The 13,271-nt window shown below is 71.9% G+C and carries 12 protein-coding genes; 2 read left to right on the top strand and 10 right to left on the bottom strand.

The window, feature by feature from the left end; genetic code table 11:
• Nucleotides 1–50 precede the first annotated feature (50 nt).
• Entirely contained in the window at nt 51–692 is a 642-nt protein-coding gene (locus B4N89_RS30225; RefSeq protein WP_078979746.1) for a TetR/AcrR family transcriptional regulator, read from the bottom strand.
• A gap of 53 nt (nt 693–745) precedes the next feature.
• Between B4N89_RS30225 and B4N89_RS30220 the strand changes: the two genes are divergently transcribed.
• Nucleotides 746–2,311 carry an MFS transporter gene (locus tag B4N89_RS30220; RefSeq protein WP_235618853.1) on the top strand — a complete coding sequence of 522 codons (1,566 nt, stop codon included), beginning with the start codon at nt 746–748 and terminating at the stop codon, nt 2,309–2,311.
• 87 nt (nt 2,312–2,398) lie between these two features.
• Here B4N89_RS30220 and B4N89_RS30215 read toward each other — a convergent pair whose 3' ends face one another.
• The 9 genes from B4N89_RS30215 to B4N89_RS30180 form a co-directional block, all read right to left on the bottom strand.
• A complete protein-coding gene (locus B4N89_RS30215; protein WP_078978925.1) occupies nt 2,399–3,127 on the bottom strand; it encodes a polysaccharide deacetylase family protein in 729 nt (242 codons plus the stop codon).
• 471 nt (nt 3,128–3,598) lie between these two features.
• A complete protein-coding gene (locus B4N89_RS30210) occupies nt 3,599–4,138 on the bottom strand; it encodes a DUF3060 domain-containing protein (protein WP_101897216.1) in 540 nt (179 codons plus the stop codon).
• Between the two features lie 141 nt (nt 4,139–4,279).
• Nucleotides 4,280–5,176 carry a sensor histidine kinase gene (locus B4N89_RS30205; protein WP_078978923.1) on the bottom strand — a complete coding sequence of 299 codons (897 nt, stop codon included), beginning with the start codon at nt 5,174–5,176 and terminating at the stop codon, nt 4,280–4,282.
• Complete coding sequence (locus B4N89_RS30200) at nt 5,173–5,904, bottom strand: response regulator transcription factor (RefSeq protein ID WP_235618852.1); 732 nt, start codon at nt 5,902–5,904, stop codon at nt 5,173–5,175. The genes B4N89_RS30205 and B4N89_RS30200 overlap by 4 nt, the downstream gene beginning before the upstream one ends.
• A gap of 106 nt (nt 5,905–6,010) precedes the next feature.
• Nucleotides 6,011–6,160 (bottom strand): hypothetical protein, encoded by a 150-nt coding sequence (locus tag B4N89_RS50060; RefSeq protein WP_161500864.1) that lies wholly within the window; start codon nt 6,158–6,160, stop codon nt 6,011–6,013.
• A gap of 9 nt (nt 6,161–6,169) precedes the next feature.
• Nucleotides 6,170–8,239 carry a B12-binding domain-containing radical SAM protein gene (locus B4N89_RS30195; protein WP_078978922.1) on the bottom strand — a complete coding sequence of 690 codons (2,070 nt, stop codon included), beginning with the start codon at nt 8,237–8,239 and terminating at the stop codon, nt 6,170–6,172.
• A gap of 102 nt (nt 8,240–8,341) precedes the next feature.
• The gene (locus B4N89_RS30190; protein WP_078978921.1) at nt 8,342–9,457 is read right to left on the bottom strand and encodes a hypothetical protein; all 1,116 of its coding nucleotides are present in this window, start codon (nt 9,455–9,457) and stop codon (nt 8,342–8,344) included.
• A 143-nt stretch (nt 9,458–9,600) separates the two neighbouring features.
• On the bottom strand, nt 9,601–9,960 hold the full coding sequence (locus tag B4N89_RS30185; RefSeq protein WP_078978920.1) for a hypothetical protein: 360 nt from the start codon (nt 9,958–9,960) through the stop codon (nt 9,601–9,603).
• Between the two features lie 37 nt (nt 9,961–9,997).
• A complete protein-coding gene (locus B4N89_RS30180) occupies nt 9,998–10,378 on the bottom strand; it encodes a hypothetical protein (protein ID WP_078978919.1) in 381 nt (126 codons plus the stop codon).
• Between the two features lie 468 nt (nt 10,379–10,846).
• Between B4N89_RS30180 and B4N89_RS30175 the strand changes: the two genes are divergently transcribed.
• Nucleotides 10,847–13,153, top strand: a complete 2,307-nt coding sequence (locus B4N89_RS30175; RefSeq protein WP_078978918.1) for a TOMM precursor leader peptide-binding protein — start codon at nt 10,847–10,849, stop codon at nt 13,151–13,153.
• Nucleotides 13,154–13,271 lie beyond the last annotated feature (118 nt).

Genomic DNA, 13,271 nt, shown 5'->3' with positions numbered 1-13,271 from the left:
GTCGCCCACCACGCAATCCGATACACACACCGCCCGCCGCGCCCGGGCGTTCAGCCGTGCGTGTGCGGACGCTCGTGTTCCGCCCGCCAGGTGTCCGTGGCCACGCCGGACATCACGATCATCACGATGTCCTCGGCCAGTGTGTCGGTGATCGGCAGGTGGCCGAACAGCGCCCGGTAGTAGGTGGTGGAGGCCAGCAGGTCCAGGAGCAGGTCCAGGTCCGTGTCCGGCCGGATGTCGCCGCGCGCGATCCCCCGCCGCAGTGCCGCCGCCGTCGCGGCGCGGCGCGGATCGAACAGTCGGGCGAAGAACGTCTCGGCCAGCGCCGGATCGGCGGCCAGGTCCGCGACGAGGGCGGGCCACACCCGCCGGGTGCCCGGTCCGGCGAATGCCGTGGTGAGGGTGGCGATCCCGACGATCAGATCACAGTGGGTGCATCCCGTGTCGGGTGTGGGGGCCTCGCCCATCGCGGTCACCAGGGCGTCGATCACCAGGTGCCGGCGGGACGGCCAGCGGCGGCGGATCGCCGGTTTGGTGGTGCCGGCCCGCAGGGCGACACCTTCGAGGGTGAAGTCGGCGTAGCCGCCCTCCTCGAGCAATCGCATGGTGGCCGCGAGGACCGCCTCGTCGATGCGGTGGTCGCGGGGGCGACCGCGACCGGTCGGAATCGATCGCACATCGAAGGTGGCCATGGTCACGAGTATAGATCGGGTCTAATATCGTTCTGTTCCGGAACGGAACATAAATGGACTCGACCCGGGAGCCGACCTTGGCAGCCGAACGGCAACGCGAACTCGAACCGCATCCCCACACGGGCCGGCACCCGGCGGGTATCGACGCGGATCGCACCCCCGAACCCCCGGTGAAGACCGCTCCTCCCCCGGAGTCCCCGGGTCGGGCCGGGATCTGGGACCGCGACCACCGCGCGTTGTCCCTGGGTCTGCTGATCTCGGTGGGTCTGGTGGCCTTCGAGGCGATGGGCGTCGTCGCGATCATGCCCCGCATCGCCCGCGGCCTCGACGGTCTGGAGTCCTACGGCTGGGGCCTGTCCGCCTTGATGCTGGCCGGCGTGCTCGGCGCGGTCGTCGCGGGCGGGGCGGGCGACCGACTCGGCCCCCGGCGCCCCCTCGCGGTGGCCCTCGCGCTCCTCGCCGCAGGCTGCGTACTGGCCGGGGCCGCACCCACCTGGTGGGTCTTCGTCGCCGGTCGATTCGTCCAGGGCTTGGGCGTCGGCGCCGTGATGGGTCTGGCGTATCTGGTGATCGGCCTGGCCTACGGCGACCATCTCCAGGCCCGCATGGTCGCGCTGACCTCCTCCGCCTGGACCCTGCCCGCGCTGGTCGGCCCGGTCGTGGCCGGCGCGCTGGCCGATCGGCTCTCGTGGCGCGCGCTGTTCCTGCTGCTGCCGATTCCCGTCGTATTCGCCGCCCTGCTCACCCTGCCGGCGCTGCGCGGGTTGGGCGGATCCGGGAACGAACCGGCCGAGAGCGCGGATGCGGCCGGCGACGCGGCGCGCGGGCGCGGATTGCGGCGGCTGCCCGATCTCGCCCTGAGCCTGGTGCTCGCGGCCGGGACCGGGGTGATGATCGCGGCGTTCGAGTTCACGGCGTTGGTTCCGGTGATCGTGCTCGCGGTACTCGGCGCGGTCGTCGCCGTGCTCGCCTATCGCGCGCTCACCCCGCCGGGGACCATCCGTGCCGGACGCGGGCTGCCGGCGGGCGTCGCCATGCGCTGGTTGCTGGCGGGGGCCTACTTCGGCGCCGACACCTTCCTGCCGCTCGGGCTGACCGAGTTGCGCGGACTGGGCACCATCGAGGCGGGCCTGGGGCTGTCGGCGGGCGCGCTGACCTGGGTCGCCGGATCGGCCCTCCAGGCCCGCTGGGACGACCGGCACGGTGCCCGGCTGCGCCCGACCCACGCCGTGCTGGGCAGCTTCGTGTTGTGCGCGGGCATCGCGGTGTTGGCGAGCGCCGTCCTGGTGGACCGGATCCCGCCGCTGGTGGCCGTACTGGGCTGGGCGATCGGCGGGTTCGGCATGGGCGTGGCGTACAACGCGTCGTCCGCCGCGGTGCTCGCCCAGGCCCCGGCGGACCAACAGGGTCGCACCGGCGCGGCGTTGCAGTTGTCCCAGACGTTCGCCATCGCCGTGCTCAGCGGCCTCGGCGGCGGCGCGGTCGCCGTCGCCCACGCGCACGGCGCGGGCCTGGGCACGGCCCTCGGCGTCACGTTCGGCCTCACCGCCCTGCTCGCGCTGATCGCCGTCCCGACGGCGCTGCGGATCCGGGCGACGGCGGAGCGCGCCGCGCGTTGAGCCTTGGGACCGCCGGCCGGCGGCGGTTCGGCGCCGAGCGTGCCCGCTCACGCTCGGCGCCGAACCGGACCTTCGCAAGGGTGGCGATCAGCGCGCCGGCAGGTCGAAGTTCCAGCCCTTGGCCTTGAATTCGGGGATCAGTCGGTCCACCGCGTCCACCGTCTGCTGCCGGTCACCGCCCGCATCGTGGAGGGTGACCACCCCGGTCGGGGTGATGCCGTCCCGCAGGCGCTGGAGCAGCACGTCGGCGCCGGGCAGTTCCCAGTCGCCGGGCATCAGGGTCCAACTCAGCGGACGCAGGCCGAGGTTCGCGGCCACGGCCGGCGACTGGCCCCAATTGCCGTACGGCGCACGGAAGTACGGGATGTCCACACCGGGCACCGCGGCGCGGATCTGCGCGTTGGTCTGCTTGATGTCCGCCTCGATCTCGGCCGGGGGGACCGTGGTGAGGTCGCGGTGGCGGTAGGTGTGGTTGCACAGGGTGTGGCCGTCGGCGACGATCGCGCGCACCTGCGCCTGCTGCCATTCGACCTGCTCGCCGACCAGGCAGAACACCGCCTTGACCTGGTGCTTCCTCAGCACTTGGAGCAGTTGGGGGGTGAATTGCGGACTGGGCCCGTCGTCGAAGGTGAGCGCCACCTGGTTGCCGGGGTGGGCGGTCGTGGTCACCAGGGCCGGGCTCACCGGCCCGGCGGCGGGGGCCGCCGTGGCGGCCGGAGAGGCGATCCAGGCAGTGGCCACGCACACGAGTAACGCGGTGAGGGTCGCCAGGCGGCGACGGCGTACTCGGGGGTGACCGGTGTGAAGGCTACGCATCGCGGGTCGTTCCTTTCGGTGGAGCGTGGATCATCGTGCGGTGACGTTTTTTCCGGCCGGGATATCGCCGCGGCGGAATTGAAAACCGCAGGGGAGCGGAATCGACGGAATGAACCGTCCGTGAACGGAACCCATCCGGAACGTACACAGGGCAGAGCCGTTCGGTTCCGACACCGACGGCCCGGATCCAGCGTAGCTGTATGTGTTCGATCTCTGACTGTGCGGTATTACACCAGCTCACGACCTTGACCCGACGATCACACTCGATCATAATCGAGCACGAACAAACATCTACCGCCTGTATCAATTCCTGAGAGAAACGTTTCCTCGTCTTTTCTCCAGGAAATCAGAAAGCGAAATCCCCGGAAAAGACGAAACGGCGTCCCTCCGAAGAGAGAACGCCGAATACGTCGAGCCGAACGCCTTCCCGGGCGGGCGGCCGCCCCCCACCATCGCGGCCGCCCGCTCCCCTCACCTGCTGGTGATCCGGTTGCTCAGCCCGTTGTCGTTGATCTGCGGCACGGTGCCGTCCGACTTCACGCCGTACATCACCAGGTGGTTCGTGCCGGAGACGGTGATCTTGTCGAACCAGGCCACCTCGATGCTGTCGCCCTCGCCGCCCACCACGGTCAGGCTCTTGCAGAAGCCGGTGAGCGTGAGTGCGATCGTGGTGCCCTCGATCCGCACGTCACGGCCCGTGCAATCGGTGGTCGGCTTCTCGCCGCTGCCGGAGATCACGATCGTGTCGTTCCCCTTGGGCGTGATCGGCGCGGCCGGCGTGGAGGTGTCGGCCTTGCCGGTCTTGCCGGGCTTGGGCGCCACCGGCGTGCTCGCCGTGGTCGAAGTGCTCGGCCGCTCGCTCGCCGAGGACGGCGCCGGCGTCCCGGTGCCCTGCGCGGTGGTGGCGGGCGCGGTCTTGTCCTTCTTCTCCACGCCCGCCTCGCAGGCGGTGGCGCCGACGACGACGCCGGCGGTCAGCACGATCGCGGGCAGCACGGTACGAATACGCATCTCTGTTCTCTCCCCCATGTGGAAAGGCCGGTTCCGAAGGGCCGGTTCGGCCTGTGCCCACTACGTTAGGGAACGTTCGTCGCTACGGTGTGGCAACCATCTACCGGATCTGCGACACGGGTACCCGGTTCCGGCACACCCTCACGACGTGGGCAGCCGAAGGCGCACCACGGTGCCCGACTCGGGCAGGCTGCGCAGTTCGGTACGACCGCCGTGGCGCAGCACGACGGCCTGCACCAGGGCCAGCCCCAGGCCGCTGCCCGCAGTGCCGCGCGCGTCGCTGCCTCGAACCAACTCCTCCCATACGGACGGGAGTTCGTCGGCACGGATACCGCGTCCGGTGTCCGCGACCTCGACCACCACGTAGCCGTCCTCCTCGAACGCGCGCAGTTCGATCGCACAGCCCGGGTCGCTGTACTTGACCGCGTTGCCGACCAGGTTCTCCAACGCCAGTTCGAGCAGGTCGGGGTCGCCGGCCAGGGTGGGCAGCGGCCACGGCACACGCGGGACCGAGACGGTGATCCGCCGGTCGGCCCCGCCGGGCAGGTCGCGGCCGGTCTCGCCGGCGGCGTCGAGGAGTACGGCCACGTCCACCGCCACCCGTTCCAGCGGGCGGGATTCGATGTCGGCGAGCTTGCGCAGGTCGCCGGTGATCCGGGCGAGCCGGGCGACCTGCTCCCCCACGCCGGCGAGCGGACCGTCGGGGCCGGTGTCCCCGTCGGCGGCGAGATTCGCCAGGCCCAGGCGCATCGCGGTGAGCGGGTTCTTCAGCTCGTGGTCCAGCCGGCGCAGGAAGCGGTGGTGTTCGGCCGCCGCGGCGGCGCGGGCGCTCTCCGCGGCCTCGGCAACCCGTCGGCGTGCCCCGATCACCAGCACGACGGTGCCGGCGGCGAGCAGGCCGAGCACGGCCACGCCCAGGGCGGGGGCGAAGCGTACGTAGACGCGCAGGTCGTCGGCGAAGACGGCGGCGGCCGTCACGGCGGCCGGGTAGGCCGCCACCGCCGCGCCGAGCAGGACGATGCGTCGGCGGCGGTTCACTCGGCCGCCTCGACGCGCGCGACGAAGCGGTATCCCTCGCCGGTGACCGTCTCGATCCAGCGCGGCGCCGCGGTGTCGTCGCCGAGCACCCGGCGCAGTTCCGCCACCCGATTGTCCACCGCCCGCGTCGTGCTGGCCGACTCCCACCCCCACAGCACCTCCATCAGCCGTTCGCGGGAGAGCAGTTCGTCGGGGTGGGTGACCAGGTAGTCCAGCAGTGCGCCGGCCTTGGGGGTGAGCGTCAACTCCCGCTCGCCCAGCCAGGCCCGGCGGGCGGTCCGGTCCACCCGCAGATCACCGGCCCGGAGCGTACGCGCGCCGGCGAGGGGCGGCAGTCCGCGTCCGGAGCGGCGCAACAACGCCCGCATGCGGGCCACCAGTTCGTACGGGTCGAACGGTTTGTTGAGGTAGTCGTCGGCCCCCTCCTCCAGGGCCATGGCACGCTCGGTGGACTCGCCGACCTGGGTCAGCAGGATGACCGGGATCCACGCGCCGGAGCGCCGGATGCGGCGCAGCACCTCGCGCCCGTCGAGGAGCGGCATCAGCACGTCCAGGACGATCACGTCCGGGGTCGGCGCGGTGCCGGCGGCGGTGAGCGCCGCCGCACCGTCGTGCACGATCCGGACGTCGAATCCGGAGCGTTCCAACAGCGGCCCCAGTTGTGCGGTGATGGCGACGTCGTCGTCGGCCAGCAGCACCGCGGGCCGCTTCGTCTCGTCCACTGTCACCGTGCCCACCCCCGTGTCCGGGACGAGGATAGGGGACGCGGTGGTGCGCGCGACGGCATTCCGGTGGTCGCGTGCCACGGACCCCGGGTCGGGGGCCGGTCAGGGTTCAGGAACGGCGCAGCATGGTGTAGGCGAGGCCGACGAGCATGCCGCCGACGATGCAGACGGCGATCCCGACCCGGGTGTCGATCAGGAAGCCGACCACGATGGCGACGGCGTAGATCATCGGGACGGCGGCGCGGACGTTGCGAGTCATGGCGATCCCTCAGTGGCGCGCGGGCTCGACGGCCTCGGCGGGGGTGGTGACGGCGGTGGTCGCGCAGTCGTGGATCGGGCGGCCGCTGCCGTGCCAGACCGACAGGGCGTAGGGGCTGAACGGGTAGTGGGTGCGAAACGCCGGGACGGTGACGGTGCCGCGGACCACGGCCGCCGCGAGGTCGCCGGCGCTGTCCTCGCCGGCCGCCTCGGGCACGTCGCCGTATTCGCGCAGGATCGCCCACAGCGCGGCGGGCACCGCGAACTCGTGTGTCTCGGCCACCTGGTGGATGCCGGCCCGGAAGACCGAGGCGGCGGCGAGGTCGAGTTCGATCACCGCGTCCAGGTCGGCCCGGTCGGGCAGCGCGGCGGCGCCCAGGTGTTCGTACAGCACGTCGACGGCGGCGTGCGCGTGCCGGCGGGCGCGTTCGGGGGTGCGCACCATCCGGTGCAGGATCACCTGGTAGTGCACCTCCTCGTGGATCGGCTCGGTGCCCAGTTCGGCGTACAGCGCCTCGCGCGGGAATCGGTCCGGCTCGCGCCACGTGCGGGTGTAGTCGACGTACCAGAACGCGGCGATCGGGTCCGGGCCGCCCGCGCGCAGGTGTTCGCCGAGCGTGGCGACCAGGTCGACGGTCCGGGCGCCGGCGGCCCGGGCCAGCACCCGCAGTGTGCAGCGGAGCAGGCACTTGTGGAACAGCGTGAGCGGGATGCGCAGTTCCATGCCGCGCAGCCAGTCGGCGAAGTCCATCCGCGAGTGGCCGGTGACCACGTCGGCGATCAGGTCGGTGTTGCCCGGATCGCACGGCATGCGGCGGGTGGTCAGCGCGTGTTCGTCGCGAAAGCGCGCGTGGGTGTAGTCGGTGTTGTTCAGCAACAGGAGCGGATACACCACCGGTGACCCGCCGGAGGCGACCGCCTCCTCGACGCCGTCCAGGTGAGTGGCCAGCGATTCGCCGGGCATGCCCCAGATCAGATCGGTGTAGGTGGGGATCCCGCGGTCGCGGAACTGCCGTTGCATGCGGCGGTAGTTGTCCACCCGGATGTTGGTGCGGTTGGCGAGTTGCAACACCTCGGCGTCGAAGGACTGCGCCGACAGCGTGATCGCGCCGGTCAGACCGGCCCGGTGCAGGATCGAGGCGATCTCGACCACGCGGCCGTTGGTGTTCTTGGCCCAGTTGGTCATCACCAGCAGGCGTTTGCGCCGGCTCGCGCACAACTCGACCAGGAGCCGGGCGATTTCGGTGTCGCGCGGCAGGATGCCGAAGTTGGCGTCGGCGATGAACAGTTGGGTGCCGTTGCCGGCGTGTGTGACGATCCGTTCCAGTTCGGCCCGGATGCGGTCCAGGGAGTACTGGCGCACCTTGGAGTTGGTGGCGCCGCCCCAGTAGCAGAACGCGCAGGAGTACGGGCAGCCGCGGTTGGTCTCGTAGACGATCATCCGCGAGGCGGCCAGGTCCTCATTCGACCACACCTCGGGGTCGAGGAGCGGGGACGGCAGCGCGTCCAGGTCGCTCACGCGCGGCGCGTCGGCGGTGTCGATCGGCGCGCCGTCGGGGCCGCGCAGGCTGATCCCGGGCACCTCGGCCAGCGCGGCCCGCAGGGCGGGGTCGGTGAGCGGGGCGTCGGGGTGTGCGACGAAGTGGCGCAGGAGGTCTCGGAAGCGCAACTCGCCCTCACCGTGCACCAGTGCGTCCACCCACGGCGCCTCGGCGAACAGCGCGCGCTGCTGGTGGGTGACGTCGTTGCCGCCGACCACGACCCGGCAGCGCGGCCAGCGCTCCTTGACCCGGCGGGCCAGTTCCAGGGTGCGCGCCCGGTTCCAGAAGTAGACGGTGAAGGCGACCACGAGCGGGTCGTCGAGCCGGTCCAGGACCGCGTGCGCGACGCGGTCCCGATCGCCGGCGCCGCGCTGGAGGTGTACGTGCTTGTGGAAGGTCAGCGCGGCGGCCAGCTCCGGGACCGCCCGCGCCGCCGCGTGCAGTTGGCCGAGCACGGCGCTGTAGCGCACCCCCGGCATCACGGTCAGCTCGACGAGGTGGACCTCACGGCGGCGGGCCGGTGCGGCGAGCGACGGCATCCGGGGTCCTCTCTGCGGCGTGGTGGACGGGCGTGCTCCGCGGCGTGGCGGCCGGGGTGCTCCGCGGCGTGCGGGGCGGGGGTTGCGGGTCCGGGCCGGGGCTCAGCCGGCCGCGACCGACAGGGCGTAGTCGCCGTAGGCGATCAGCTGCACGCCGGTGCCCGGCGCCGAGGCGGGTGGGATGTGGCTGAGCGAGACGATCAGGCGGGTGATCACGTACTGCGCCGCCCGGGCCCCCTCGGGGCTGCCGGCGAGCGCGGCCTCCCGGCTGCCCGCGTCCAGCGGTACCCCGTCCTTGCCGCCCGAGGAGGTCATCGTGTCGCGGACCTGGACGGCGGTGAAGGCGAGCACGCCGCCGTCGCGGGTGCGCAGCAGGTACGTCGGGTATTGCGGTGCGTCGGGCGCGAGGGTGCGCTCCAGGATGCCGCCCTTGGCGCGCAGCGCCTGGACGCCGGCGGTCCACCCGCCGGTGAGTTGTCCGGTGAGCGTCTTGGTGGGCGACAGCGGCACCTTGGGGTCGCGTTTGCCCTGGGCGTAGTCCTGGTAGGCGCGGCCGAGGGCGGCGGGGTCGGCGAGCAGTCCGGCGCCGTCGGTAACGGCCGGGGCGCCGCCGGCGGCGTCCTGGTCCAGGTCCGGGATCTCCGAACGGTCGGTGACGAACGGGTAGTAGGCGACCTTCCACGGCGCGCCGTCGCGCTCCTGGACGAACAGCAGGTATTTGGGCGACGGGGAGACCGTGTCGGATTGCAGCAGTTGGGTGATCGCCACGAAGAACTTCGGGTATCCGCTCTGGCGCGGGAAGACGAAGCGCGGATGCACGTATCCCGTTGTCGGCACCGCGACCGCCTGGGTCTTGGCCACCTGGAGGCCGGCCTTGCTGCCGGTGGAGGCGGGCGGGATCTCGATCGCGTCGACCCCGGTCGGGTCCAGGGCGGTGTTGATCCGCGTGTTGGCCGCGGAGTACTCCTGGAGCAGGCGGGTGGCCTGTTCCACGCCCACCGGGGGCGCGTCGGCCTGGGGCGCGGCGGGCTTGGGGTCGGCGGTGCCCTCTCCGCAGCCGGCCAGTGCGGCGCCGGCCACGAGCAGGGCGCAGGCGAGCGTGGCCGCCCGGCGGCGAACGGCCGAAGTCGCCCGGCGGCGGGGGCCGACGGGCGGGTGGGTCACGCGTGCCCCGATGGGGTGCGGTGCGCGCGCGTCCGGCGCGGTCGGTCCGGGCATGGTTCTCCACCTCGGGTCAGTGGCCGGTCGAATTCCGGGGCGAGTTCCGGGGTGGCGAGACGCCCCGGCCGGCCCGTGGCGCGGCTCCGGTGGCGCGGGAGGACGGGGGCCTCCCGCGCACCGGAGCCGCCGGGCCGGGGTGATCAGGTGCTGGTGCAGCACGGTGAACAGGAGCAGCTGTACGCGTCGCCGCCCGCCACCGAGTCGAGATCGGCTTCGGACAGCTCGCGCGTCTCCAGCAACGGCGAGTCCAGGACCCACAGTTCGTAGCGACCGGTCTTGATGCCCTCGGCCCAGGCGTGCACCTGCGCCTCGAGGTCGGGTTCCCCTCCGGCCTCACGCGTGATGCGCACCGTGGCACCCGCGGGCAGTTCGAAGCCCATCTCCGCGAGGGCGGCTCGCGGGTCCGATTCCAACCGGGCCGCGTACTCGTCGTCCGACCACGCCGCGGTCAACACCTTGGCGTAGAAACTGACGAACGCGGCCCTTTCCCTGGGCTCCATGAGCCGTCCTCTCCCTACGCCGTGCCGCGGCGCGCCGTCAGGTGCAGCAGCAGCACGGGGAACAGCAGCAGCAGTACGTGGTGTCATCGCGCGTTTCGATGGTGCCGCCGGCGACCGATTCGAGGTCGGCCTCGGACAGTTCGCGCAGCTCGATCTGCGGCGAGTTGGGCACGCGCAGCTCGTAGGTGCCGGAGACGGTGCCGGCCTCCCACAGGGTGACCTGACCGTCGAGGTCGGGCTCGCCCTCGACGTTGCGGATGATGCGCACCGAGGCGCCGGCGGGCAGTTCGAGACCGTGTTCGGCAAGCGCGGCGCGCGGGTCGGTCTCCAGCCGGCTCGCGAACTCGTCGTCCGACCAGGCGGCGGTGAGCACCTTCGTGTAGGACCTGACGAACGCGGCCCTGTCCCTGGGCTCCATCTGAGTCTCCCTCGTTGGGTCCGACTTCGAAATCTGCAGCGAATTCCGCCCGCTCGGCTTCGGATTCACCTCGGATTCGAGGCACGTTCGGATCGGGTCCGGATCGGTTCGGCTGCAATACCGGAAGCATGCGGAGCACGCGGAGGAGCCGTCAATGCCCGAACTCCTAATGGGTGGATCCCAAAATTTCGGCGCCCCTCCCCCAAGCCCTGCACCCCGCCTCCCGCACTCCCGACACCGCCTGCCGGCAGGACAAACGGGGGACCCCCCAACGTTAGGCGGGCACCTCCGATAGAACTCACCCGGGCACCCCCTGGCCCAATACGAACACACCGGAGAAACAGCGGATTTTCGCCGGAACGACCTTGTCCCGGCGCCCGGGACGCCGCTAACAATTACCGGGCGACGGCCGCAGGGCACCGCTGCCGGAAAAGCTGCCGGAAATTCGACTACGCCGGGAGAGAATTCGTGGACCTGCCTCGACTCAAGGCACATCTCGTCCCTCGCCCCTTCGGCACGGATCGGGTCTTCCTCCTGTGCGAGGAGGGCCACTACCTCGTCCAGGGCAAGGCGGTCGCGGCCGTGTTGCCGTATCTCGACGGCACGCACACCATCGCCGAGATCACCGAGAAGCTCGCCGAGCGCTTCACGATGGGCGAAGTGGTCTTCGCGATCTCGAAGTTCCAGCGCTTCGGCCACCTCGTGGACGGCGCGGCGAGCGACGACCGGGCCGGGGCCGCGGCCTGGGAGAGCCTGGGCCTGGATGCCGTCGAGGCGGCCCATCGGCTGCGAGGGGCTCGGATCGAGGTGGCCGCGCTCGGCGCCGTGGACGCCGCCGCCGTGGTAGCGGCGTTGCGCGAGATCGGCGCGGCGGTGACCCCGGTGACCTCGGCCGCGACCGGCGCGGCGCCCACCGAGGGCGGACACCGGCCGGACCTGACGGTGGTGCTCACCGACGACTATCTCGACCCGAGACTGGCCGCGATGGACGCCCGGTTGCGGGCCGCCGGGCTGCCCTGGCTGCTGGCCAAGCCGACCGGGGCGGATGTGTGGACCGGCCCCTACCTGGTCCCCGGGCGCACCGGCTGTTGGCACTGTCTGGCCCACCGCCTGGCGGGCAACCAGCAGGTGGAGACCTTCCTGCGGCGGCGCCCCGACGGCACCGTCGACGAGGAGCCGATCCGCACCTCCCTGGCCGCCACCGCCTGGTCGGTGGGCCTGTCCGCGCACCTGGTCGCCGCCGCGGCGGCCGAACTCCTGGCGGCGGAGGGGCGTTCCGGCTACGAGGGGGTGCTGGTGTCGCTGCACGTACCCAGCCGGAGGCTGGAGCAACACCGGTTGATCCGGCAGCCGCAGTGCCCCGCCTGCGGCGATCCCGCGCTGCTCCTGAACCGCGATCCCCGGGTCGAACTCGTGGACCAGGCGGTGCGATTCGACGACGAGGGCGGGCACCGTACGATGCGCCCGGACGACACGTTCAAGCGGCTGGAGAAGCACATCAGCCGACTGCTCGGCGCGGTCAGCGCGCTGCGCCTGCTCAACGACGTGGACAACGGCGTCACCTTCAGCTACTCGGCCAGCCACAACTTCGCCGTACCCGGACCCAACATCGGCATGTTGCGCCGCAATCTGCGCGGCCAGAGCGGCGGCAAGGGCCGCAGCGACGTCCAGGCCCGGGTCAGCGGCGTGTGCGAGGCGATCGAGCGCTACTCGGGGGTGTGGCGCGGCGACCGCCGGACCGAGCCGGGTTCGTTCGAGGAGTTGGGCGCCGACCTGGCCGTGCACCCGTACGATCTGCTGCTCTACTCCGAGACCCAGTACGAGACGCGCGAGGAGTGGAACCGCGAGTCGGCCGGACGCCTGCACATCGTGCCGGAACGATTCGACGAGAAGCACCGACTGAACTGGACCCGGGCCTGGTCGCTGACCGACGACCGGCCCCGCCTGGTGCCGGCCGGCTACTCCTGGTTCGGCCACCCCGACCTGAACGAGCACTTCTACTGCTTCAGCGACGGCAACGGCAACGCCTCCGGGAACACCCTCGAAGAGGCGATCATGCAGGGGCTGTTCGAGAGTTGCGAGCGGGACGCGGTCGGCCTGTGGTGGTACAACCGGGCGCTGCGCCCGGGCTTCGACCTGGACTCGCTGCACGAGCCGTACGTGGACAGTCTGCGCGACTTCTACGCCGGGATGCAGCGCACCCTGGAGGTCGTCGACATCACCACCGACCTGGGCGTGCCCACGTTCGCCGCGGTCTCCCGGCGCACCGACCACCCGGTGGAGGACATCCTCCTCGGCTTCGGCGCCCACCTGGACGTGCGCATCGCGGTGTTGCGCGCGCTGACCGAGGTCAACCAGTTCCTGCCCGCGGTGATCAACCGCAACCCCGACGGCACCACCGCCTACTGGGAGGACGACCCGCACACCCTGGCCTGGCTGCACACCGCCACCGCCGAGCAGGAGCCGTGGGCGCTGCCCGCACGGCATCTGCCGCAGACCACGCTGGAGGGCTACGGCGTCCTGCACAGCGGCGACATCGCGCGCGACATCCGCGGCACGGTGGAGCGGTTGCGCGCGGTCGACCTCGAGGTGATCGTGCTCGACCAGACGCTGCCCGACCTGGAGTTGAACGTGGCCAAGGTGATGGTCCCGGGGCTGCGGCACTTCTGGCGCCGGTTGGGCCCGGGGCGGATGTACGACACGCCCGTGCGGCTCGGCTGGCTGGCCGAACCGGTGCCCGAGGCCGACCTCAACCCGTACAGCGTCTTCTTCTGAGCATGTCCCGTGCCCATGGCCCGGGTCCGGGCCGACCGGCGGCGCTCTCCAGGCGCCCGGTCGGCTCGGCCGGGCCGGCCCCGCTCCGCCCGGGCCGCTCCCGCCGCGTAACCGATCC

This window comes from Embleya scabrispora (assembly GCF_002024165.1).
In the GTDB taxonomy this organism is placed as follows: Bacteria; Actinomycetota; Actinomycetes; order Streptomycetales; family Streptomycetaceae; genus Embleya; species Embleya scabrispora_A.
This window is presented reverse-complemented; position numbering and strand designations above follow the sequence as displayed.

Excerpts from the sequence above, each read along its gene's own strand:
- B4N89_RS30225 (WP_078979746.1), bottom strand. The coding sequence starts at position 692 with ATGGCCACCTTCGATGTGCGATCGATTCCGACCGGTCGCGGTCGCCCC.
- B4N89_RS30220 (WP_235618853.1), top strand. The coding sequence starts at position 746 with ATGGACTCGACCCGGGAGCCGACCTTGGCAGCCGAACGGCAACGCGAA.
- B4N89_RS30215 (WP_078978925.1), bottom strand. The coding sequence starts at position 3,127 with ATGCGTAGCCTTCACACCGGTCACCCCCGAGTACGCCGTCGCCGCCTG.
- B4N89_RS30210 (WP_101897216.1), bottom strand. The coding sequence starts at position 4,138 with ATGCGTATTCGTACCGTGCTGCCCGCGATCGTGCTGACCGCCGGCGTC.
- B4N89_RS50060 (WP_161500864.1), bottom strand. The coding sequence starts at position 6,160 with ATGACTCGCAACGTCCGCGCCGCCGTCCCGATGATCTACGCCGTCGCC.
- B4N89_RS30195 (WP_078978922.1), bottom strand. The coding sequence starts at position 8,239 with ATGCCGTCGCTCGCCGCACCGGCCCGCCGCCGTGAGGTCCACCTCGTC.
- B4N89_RS30190 (WP_078978921.1), bottom strand. The coding sequence starts at position 9,457 with ATGCCCGGACCGACCGCGCCGGACGCGCGCGCACCGCACCCCATCGGG.
- B4N89_RS30185 (WP_078978920.1), bottom strand. The coding sequence starts at position 9,960 with ATGGAGCCCAGGGAAAGGGCCGCGTTCGTCAGTTTCTACGCCAAGGTG.
- B4N89_RS30180 (WP_078978919.1), bottom strand. The coding sequence starts at position 10,378 with ATGGAGCCCAGGGACAGGGCCGCGTTCGTCAGGTCCTACACGAAGGTG.